Genomic DNA, 7,930 nt, shown 5'->3' on the forward strand with positions numbered 1-7,930 from the left:
TGCGCTGCACGCTCTTGCTGATGCTCTTCCTGGCGCATCTGCGATTGCGAAGGACGTTCTGGTTGATGTATCTCAGGACGTGGCTGCGGTTGCAGTTGCGGTGCACGCTGTACCTCCGGGCGCTCGGGATGGGCGTTACCAATGCCTCCGGTCGTCTGTGATGGTTTGTTTTGCAGATTGTTCTCAACATGTGGCTCTTGCGCCAGATGCGGCCTGACATTCTCAGGCGATATCATCGGATGCGTATTTGCCGACGGCGGGTTATGTCCGGCATTCGGCGCAACATGACTGAAATCTGGCTTGGTCATCGTATTGAAATTCGGCGCTGTACCGGCTGGAGCAGCGCCACCATTCTGGCCCGGTTCAGGTCGATGCATATTATTAAAGTTTGGCTGCCCAGCACCGCCCCCTTCCGGCCGCGCCCCCGGTGGCACGCTAGCGGTTTGTCGATTTTGCGGTACAAAATTTGGTCGTGCCGGATTATTTCCATTCGCACCTCCAGCGCCGAAAACAGGCGCGTTAGCAGGTCCGGGATGCATGACACCGCCGTTCTCCGGAGCGCGGTTATTGCCACCGGGAGCAACATTGTTGGTAGTGATATTGGTGTTGTTGCGGGTGTTGATGCTGTTGTTATTATTGAAATTATTGTTGGAATTATTGTTGTAGTTATTGTTGTAATTATTCGTCACCCGATTGACGATCGTGGTGGAGCGCGAGACATAAGTCGAATTGTTATACACCACCGCAGGCCGTCGCCAGCCACCGCCATCAGGGCCACGACCACTGCCGTCATCTGGTCCGCGCCCTCTGTCGCCGCCCCAATGCACGCCCCACGCATTCCAACCCCAGCCCGCATTGCTAATGACGGCACCAACAGCGATACCCAGCCCGAATGAAATCGCACCGGTTGTCACCATTTCACCGGTGCTGTACATCGGGCGTGGTGGCGCATAACGATAACCGGGGTACACCGCTATTGATTCGCCGTAGACCACGCGCGGATCATAGGTTGGAACGTAGACATAGTTCGGCTCGGTCGGCTCAATCTCGATCAACTCCGGCGGTGCTGAGACGATCTCCGGACCGACATAGACCTGTGGCTCACCCGGCTCCGATACATAGTCTGGCGGAGTCGCAGGCTGCACACGCGGCCTCACCGCTATTCTTTGCTGTTTGGTGGTTTTCAGATTGCCGCTGACCGAAGCACGCTGGCGCAAAACCTGAATCGCATTCATCACGTCGGTCGGATCGTTCACATAAGCCTCACCCAAGGCTGAGGTCCATTGAATATTCTTTGCCATCTGGTCCAACACATCCGGGAAAGTCGTTAAACCCTTGACACTGACATCCCACGGCTGTTGATTGGCGGCGCCCTGTAGTTGAGAGGCCGTCAAATTCCGGTTCTGCGCCAGCCAACTATCGGCTGCCGTAATTTGATCTGGATAGGTGGAACCGGCTAATACCTGTGCTACCAATTTATCGGGGAACAAGGCGATCGGCCCGACCATTTGATATAACTGCTCCGCTGTCGGCGGGACATACGCGGACTTGGTGGGGGCAGATGGCCCTGCGACAGCTTGATCGGGTGTTTTATCTTGCTTGCAGCCAGCCAGCGGCAACACCGCTATGCATAGCGATGTACTGAGCATGATGGATAGTGTCTTTTTATTAAACATTGTAATCTCTCAGTCGCGCAATAAAGTGGCATTAATGATGGCAAAGTAGCACGTAACTATCTGATCATCGTAGTAGGTTACAAAGTCTTGCGAACGCTTACTAATTCTTGCATATTCCCACATGTCTTTATACACACCGACTAATCAGTAAGTACTCACCCAAGGCCACCCGTTTGCAACCATATTCACTATCAGGATCACTGAGCGCGGCGTTTACCGCGCTGTTTTGCATTTTTCTGAGCGCCGCCGCGTGGCTGGGCTGGCTGCCTCTTACCATCACGGCCATCTACCTCGCGACAAGTACCGTAGCCTTCATCGCGTACGGAGTAGATAAGTCTGCAGCACGCAAAATGCGCTGGCGCACTAAAGAACGTACACTGCTTTGGCTGGGATTTTTTGGCGGCTGGCCGGGCGCTTTTCTGGCACAAAAAGTATTTCGTCACAAATCGCAGAAACAAGCATTCCAAATCGTATTTTGGATCAGCGTCGCTCTCAATTGCGCCACACTCGGTTGGATGTTCACACAAAGCGGATCGGCGTTTCTTCAAGCCGTTTTTTACAGCAGCACATAATCAACAATGACACACAGCAAGTATTTTCTGACGTGATGTCTGGAATTTGTGGAAAATTCCACATTTTCAACGGTTGTGGAGGGTCAAAAAATCCAAACACCAACAACCTGCTACAGTGCGCACAGTGAATAAAATATGAATAATCGCACTTAACAATACCCCTATTTTGAGGAATCCACTTGGTCTACACTTCAAGCGCCTGGCCCCCGGAAGGTACCGAAATGGGGGCGCTGATACGTCAAATTGACTGGACCAACACTGCCCTTGGACCGACGCATCATTGGCCTGCAAGTTTACGCATTGCCATCACCATGGCCTTGGATTCTCCTTTGCCGACCATCGTGCTGTGGGGACCAGAATTGATCCAGATCTATAACGACGCCTATCGCCCCATACTCGGGCTGCGTCATCCCGTCGCGTTCGGCCAGCGCACGCAAGATTGCTGGCCTGAGGTATGGGACTTTAATACACTCATTTATAACCGTGTGCTCAACACTGGCGAATGCATCCATCTGGAAGATCAGGAATATGTCATCACGCCATCCGGCGTTTCTGAAACCCGCTACTTCACGATTACCTATTCACCGACTCGAGACGAGTGTGGCGTAGTGTGCGGTGTGCATGTAGTGGCCATGGAAACCACGCGACGGGTGCTGGCCGAGCGTGAAAACATCACCCTTTTCAAGGCCACACGCTTTGCCGCCGATCAACTCCAGCAAATGTTTGACCATGCCCCCAGCTTTATGGCGTTACTCAAAGGACCTGAGCATATTTTCGACATCATCAATGCAGCCTTCATGCGTCTGTTCCCGCGCGATGACGTGCTGGGCAAATCGGTCCGGCAAGCGATTCCCCAATTCGAACGCCAAGGCCTGATCAAATTGCTCGATCAGGTGTATCTGTCTGGAAAGCCATTTTTGGCCTACGAAATGCCGGTGTATTTGCAAGAGTCGCCAGACGGGCCCGCCAATCAACGTTATCTGGACTTTGTCCTTCAACCGATCAGAAATGCTGAGGGCGCCGTTTCCGCCATTTTCGTCGATGGCAGCGACACCACCGAGCAGCACCACGCTCGCCTCGAACTACGCCGTCTGAACCAGATATTGACCGACAAAGTAGATTGTCTTGAAGACGCGCAAACCGAGTTACATCACTCCCGCTCGACTTTACGCAAGCTCATCGACCATCAAGAAAGCATCAAGGAAGACGAGCGCAAACGCATCGCCCGCGACATCCACGATGACCTCGGCGCAGTACTGACCGGCATTAAAGCCAACGTCTCGGTCTCCATTGATCGCTCCTTGCGCGCCGGACATCCCGAAGACTTGCTACTTTTGGACGCCGTAGATCAGACCGACGCCGCCATTGAAACCGTGCGCCGGGTTATCGCGGAGTTGCGCCCAAGCGTGCTCGATCAACTAGGCGTGTGGGCCGCGCTGGAATGGTACACAGGACAATTCCAGGAGCGCACCGGACTCAATTGCGCCTGCAGCATTAGCGAAAGCACCGCCGCCATCGAGCTCGACCCGGAACGCAGCACGATGCTGTTTCGCATCTTCCAGGAAGCGTTGACCAATGTGGTGCGCCATGCTGGCGCTACGCGGGTCAAGATCAGCGTCGCCCACCACCACCACGCCATCGTTGTCGAAATCAAAGACGACGGCAAAGGTATTGATCCAGAACAACTGCTAGATGGCACCTCCTGGGGCATCCTTGGCATGCACGAACGCGTCCGCCATTTCGGTGGAGAACTCAACATTTCCGGCGCACCAGGCGTGGGCACGGCAGTCTTGTTGCGACTGCCCTTGGGAGTGGTGAATTACAGTAGTACAGACTTGAGCTGATATGCGTGCTTTGATGGTGGCCACTGTCAGGTCATGACGACCACATCCATTACTCAGCTCAGATTACTCAGGAAACCGCGCCAATTTCTTTCCATTCGCAGGCAGTTGATACTGCGCCACATTGAGTTGCATCGCCAACAGCGTGTAATACGCATTAATACCCGTCAGATCGACCACGCCCTTGCTACCAAAACGCTTTTCGGCGCGATTGAAAGTGCTGTCGGATACCCGCTTGTTCTTGTGTAATTCGGTCGAAAAATCATAGACGATTTCCTCATCGTCACTCATTCCGGCAGGGCGACGGCCATCCGCAATCGCACTCGCAATTTCAGGCTTGATACCCGCCTTCAACGCGATCGGATAATGCACATACCATTCATAATCCTGCGCCCACTCGCGTGCGGTGATCAGAATGACAAATTCACTCAAGGTATTTCCGATAGCCGAGTTGTAGCGCAGATAATCCCCCATCGCCCGTGCCTGACTCATCACTTGCGGGCTATGCATCAAAGGCTCAAATGGCCCGAAAACTGGCACCTTGCGCGACGCCATAAAATCATCGGCCGCACTCTTTTGCTCATCCGTATATTTTTCCGGCGGTATCGTCGGCAAGCGACCGGCTGCGTGTACTACTGTGGTGAAAACGAGTGCGAGCGCACAAGCTATGACGACTGGTTTCATATTGTCTCGTAGTTGTTGTTTTTGAATTTGTTGGGTAATACTACTTTCTTTTGGTTCGCCTGGTGCAATAAAGCGATGTGCAATCTTGCCAGAGCGCACCGCAATCAAGACGTAAGCGCCCCGAATAAGAAACATCCCGGCATTACTTATGTGTAACGTAGAATGAACTTTCACTTTTGTGAAGTTAGGAATTCCCTTATGCAAAGTCTGCGAACCAATCTGGAATCACTCCCTGATGGCGGCAGCATCAAGCTATCTGAATTGATCGGCTCGTTCAGCTACGCGCTCGACATCACCGAAGGCCAGCCCGAGGGGCACTGCATCCGCTGCTGCTGGATAGGCATGCACATCGGACGCGAGATCGGCCTTCCTGAAGACCAGCTATGGGATCTGTATTACACCTTGCTACTGAAGGATTTGGGTTGCAGCAGCAATGCGGCACGCATCTGCGAGCTATACCTGACCGACGACATCAACTTCAAGCGCGACTTCAAAACTGTCGGCGAAAGCCTGCCCCAGGTGCTGAAATTCGTGCTCACACACACGGGACTCAAAGCCGGACTAGCCGCGCGTTTTCGCAGCGTCTTAACGATCTTGCGTGACGGCAGTGACATTGCCCGCGAATTGATCGCCACCCGTTGTCAACGCGGTGCAGAAATCGCACGGCTGCTACGCTTCTCTGAGGGTGTCGCTGGCGGCATTTACAGCCTCGACGAACACTACAACGGCGGCGGCAAACCCGATGGCTTAGCGGGAGAGGCGATACCCGTCTACGCCCGTATTGCACTCTTAGCGCAAGTCATTGACGTGTTCCTCACCGCCGAAGGTGAGACCGCCGCAATGAACGAAGTTCGCCTGCGCAGCGGCCGCTGGTTCGACCCGCAACTGGTGCAAGCCTTTGAACGCGCCGCACAAACAAACGGATTCTGGTCTACGTTAGCCGCACCCAATATCGCTGAAGCGGTGCTGGCACTAGAACCGGCAAACCGTGAGGTACCAGTCGACGATGACTACCTCGACGACATCGCTGCAGCCTTCGGCCAGATAGTCGACTCCAAAAGTCCCTACACCAGCGGTCACAGCACGCGGGTAGCGTTTTACACCGACTTAATTGCCGAAGCGCTAGGTCTCTCGCTGATTGAGCGCAGATGGCTCAAGCGCGGTGCGTTGCTGCATGATGTCGGCAAGCTGGGAGTGAGCAATAGTGTGCTCGATAAGGCAGGCAAACTAGACGCCGAAGAGTGGGCTGCAGTGAAACTACACGCCACTTACACAGAAATCATTTTGTCGCGTATTGGCGCTTTTTCCGAACTGGCACGGGTCGCTGCTGCGCACCACGAAAAACTCGATGGAGGCGGATATCCGCGTGGTTTGATGGCCGAGGACATCAGCATCGAGACACGGATTATTACGACCGCCGATATTTTCGATGCCATTACCGCAGATCGCCCCTATCGCGGACCGATTCCGGTACCGCGCGCGCTCGACATGATGGCTGAAACGGTGGGTAGTGCGATTGATCCGGACTGCTTTGAGGCGCTCAAGGCTGCGTTAGTGAAGCTTTCTGACTTGCCGGGGGATGTGGTTGATGTGGCGCTGCTGGATTGAGGCGGTTTACAAAAATGTCCCGCTGGCTGAATGGCCTTTAAAAGGTTGTGCGAGTTGCTGGATTTATGTTCGCTCTTATGACAAATCCGAAGCGATACATACTGGCCAGAGTGATTTATGTCGCAAAAATCATATCCCACCGCCGCGCTTCCGATGTCGCCCTCATTATTTTTCATGTCGTTAAAATTAATTTTTAGCGACACATTTCTTTGACATGTCGCTGCTGACGACATATCATCAAAATGTGTCGCAATAACTCGATTTAAAGAACATGACAAAAAATATCTCTTCATGGCAACCTGAACAACCTTACAACGAACTTCCGGAGTTGCCACCGATATCCGAGCTGGAAACCAAACTAGTTTTAAAGCGATGTATTGCAGCCCGTGTCGCGCTTGCAGAACTTAAACAAGCCGCAGAATTGATTCCCAATCAGACAATGTTAGTAAATATTATTCCGCTGCTGGAGTCTAAAGATAGCTCGGCGATAGAAGGGATTGTCACAACAACAGACCTGATCTTTAAGCATGCTCAAGGAAGTGATGCCCAAGTAGACGGCGCGACCAAAGAAGCATTGCGCTATCGAACCGCGCTTCGGGCCGGTTTTTCTTCGTTACAAGAGAGGCCACTTTGCACCGCTACTGCAATCGAAATCTGTCGCACCTTAAAAGGCGCTGACATGAATATTCGGCAAACTCCCGGAACGCAACTGGCCAATGATCAGACCGGCGCGGTGATATATACACCACCAGTCGGTGAGGATGCTCTGCGCAATTTGTTGGGCAATTGGGAAAAATTTCTGCATAACGAAATCGACATCGATCCTCTGATACGCATGGCCGTAGGACATTACCAGTTCGAAGCGATTCACCCTTTCGTGGACGGTAACGGTCGTACCGGTCGGGTACTCAACATTCTGTATCTGATTCATGAAGAGCTTCTCAATCTGCCCATCTTGTACCTGAGTCGATACATCACTGCGAACAAAGCAGACTACTATCGCCTTCTGCTAGGCGTTACGAGCGATGGCGCCTGGGAACCCTGGATCATGTATATGCTCGAAGCGGTCGAAGAAACATCCAAATGGACGACAGCAAAAATTTCTGCCATTCGGGACTTGGCAGATGTCACTGTGGAATATGTCAAAAACCAACTTCCAAAGATCTATACACGCGAATTGGTTGATGTCATTTTCGAGCAACCCTATTGCCGGATCACGAATCTGGTCGATAAAAATATCGCGAAGCGCCAGGCTGCGTCTCGATATTTGAAGGATTTGGTCAGGATCGGCGTGTTACGAGAAATTGAAGCTGGTAAGGAGAAAATTTTTATTCACCCAAAACTCATGGGGCTGCTTACTCAGGATAACAATGTCATTGTTCCTTATGCTGATCTGGTCGCAAATTAACGTTTACTGTCTTCTGTCCTAATAGCTGAGTACCCGCATAAAATTGCTGCTTCAAACTAAGTGCGCAAGAAAACCAAGCGGCCCGTAACACCTACCATCTGCGGCTTGTAGGGCCGCGATGTATGCCGTGCGGTTGAGCTT

6 protein-coding genes are annotated in these 7,930 nt (G+C 52.5%); 4 read left to right on the forward strand and 2 right to left on the reverse strand.

The window, feature by feature from the left end:
* The coding region (locus ACVBEF_RS19480) for a DUF3300 domain-containing protein (RefSeq protein WP_447125576.1) at positions 1-1,676 on the reverse strand (1,676 nt) is incomplete at its 3' end.
* Between the two features lie 173 nt (positions 1,677-1,849).
* Between ACVBEF_RS19480 and ACVBEF_RS19485 the strand changes: the two genes are divergently transcribed.
* Positions 1,850-2,248 carry a DUF1294 domain-containing protein gene (locus ACVBEF_RS19485; RefSeq protein ID WP_447125577.1) on the forward strand — a complete coding sequence of 133 codons (399 nt, stop codon included), beginning with the start codon at positions 1,850-1,852 and terminating at the stop codon, positions 2,246-2,248.
* A gap of 179 nt (positions 2,249-2,427) precedes the next feature.
* Positions 2,428-4,092, forward strand: a complete 1,665-nt coding sequence (locus ACVBEF_RS19490) for an ATP-binding protein (protein WP_447125578.1) — start codon at positions 2,428-2,430, stop codon at positions 4,090-4,092.
* 63 nt (positions 4,093-4,155) lie between these two features.
* Here ACVBEF_RS19490 and ACVBEF_RS19495 read toward each other — a convergent pair whose 3' ends face one another.
* Positions 4,156-4,947, reverse strand: a complete 792-nt coding sequence (locus ACVBEF_RS19495; protein WP_447125579.1) for a carboxymuconolactone decarboxylase family protein — start codon at positions 4,945-4,947, stop codon at positions 4,156-4,158.
* A 24-nt stretch (positions 4,948-4,971) separates the two neighbouring features.
* On the opposite strand from ACVBEF_RS19495, the gene ACVBEF_RS19500 reads away from it, so the two are divergent.
* The gene (locus tag ACVBEF_RS19500; RefSeq protein ID WP_447125580.1) at positions 4,972-6,381 is read left to right on the forward strand and encodes an HD-GYP domain-containing protein; all 1,410 of its coding nucleotides are present in this window, start codon (positions 4,972-4,974) and stop codon (positions 6,379-6,381) included.
* 271 nt (positions 6,382-6,652) lie between these two features.
* On the forward strand, positions 6,653-7,789 hold the full coding sequence (gene fic / locus ACVBEF_RS19505) for a protein adenylyltransferase Fic (protein WP_447125581.1): 1,137 nt from the start codon (positions 6,653-6,655) through the stop codon (positions 7,787-7,789).
* The last annotated feature ends 141 nt before the right edge of the window (positions 7,790-7,930 follow it).

The organism is Glaciimonas sp. GG7 (assembly GCF_052976905.1).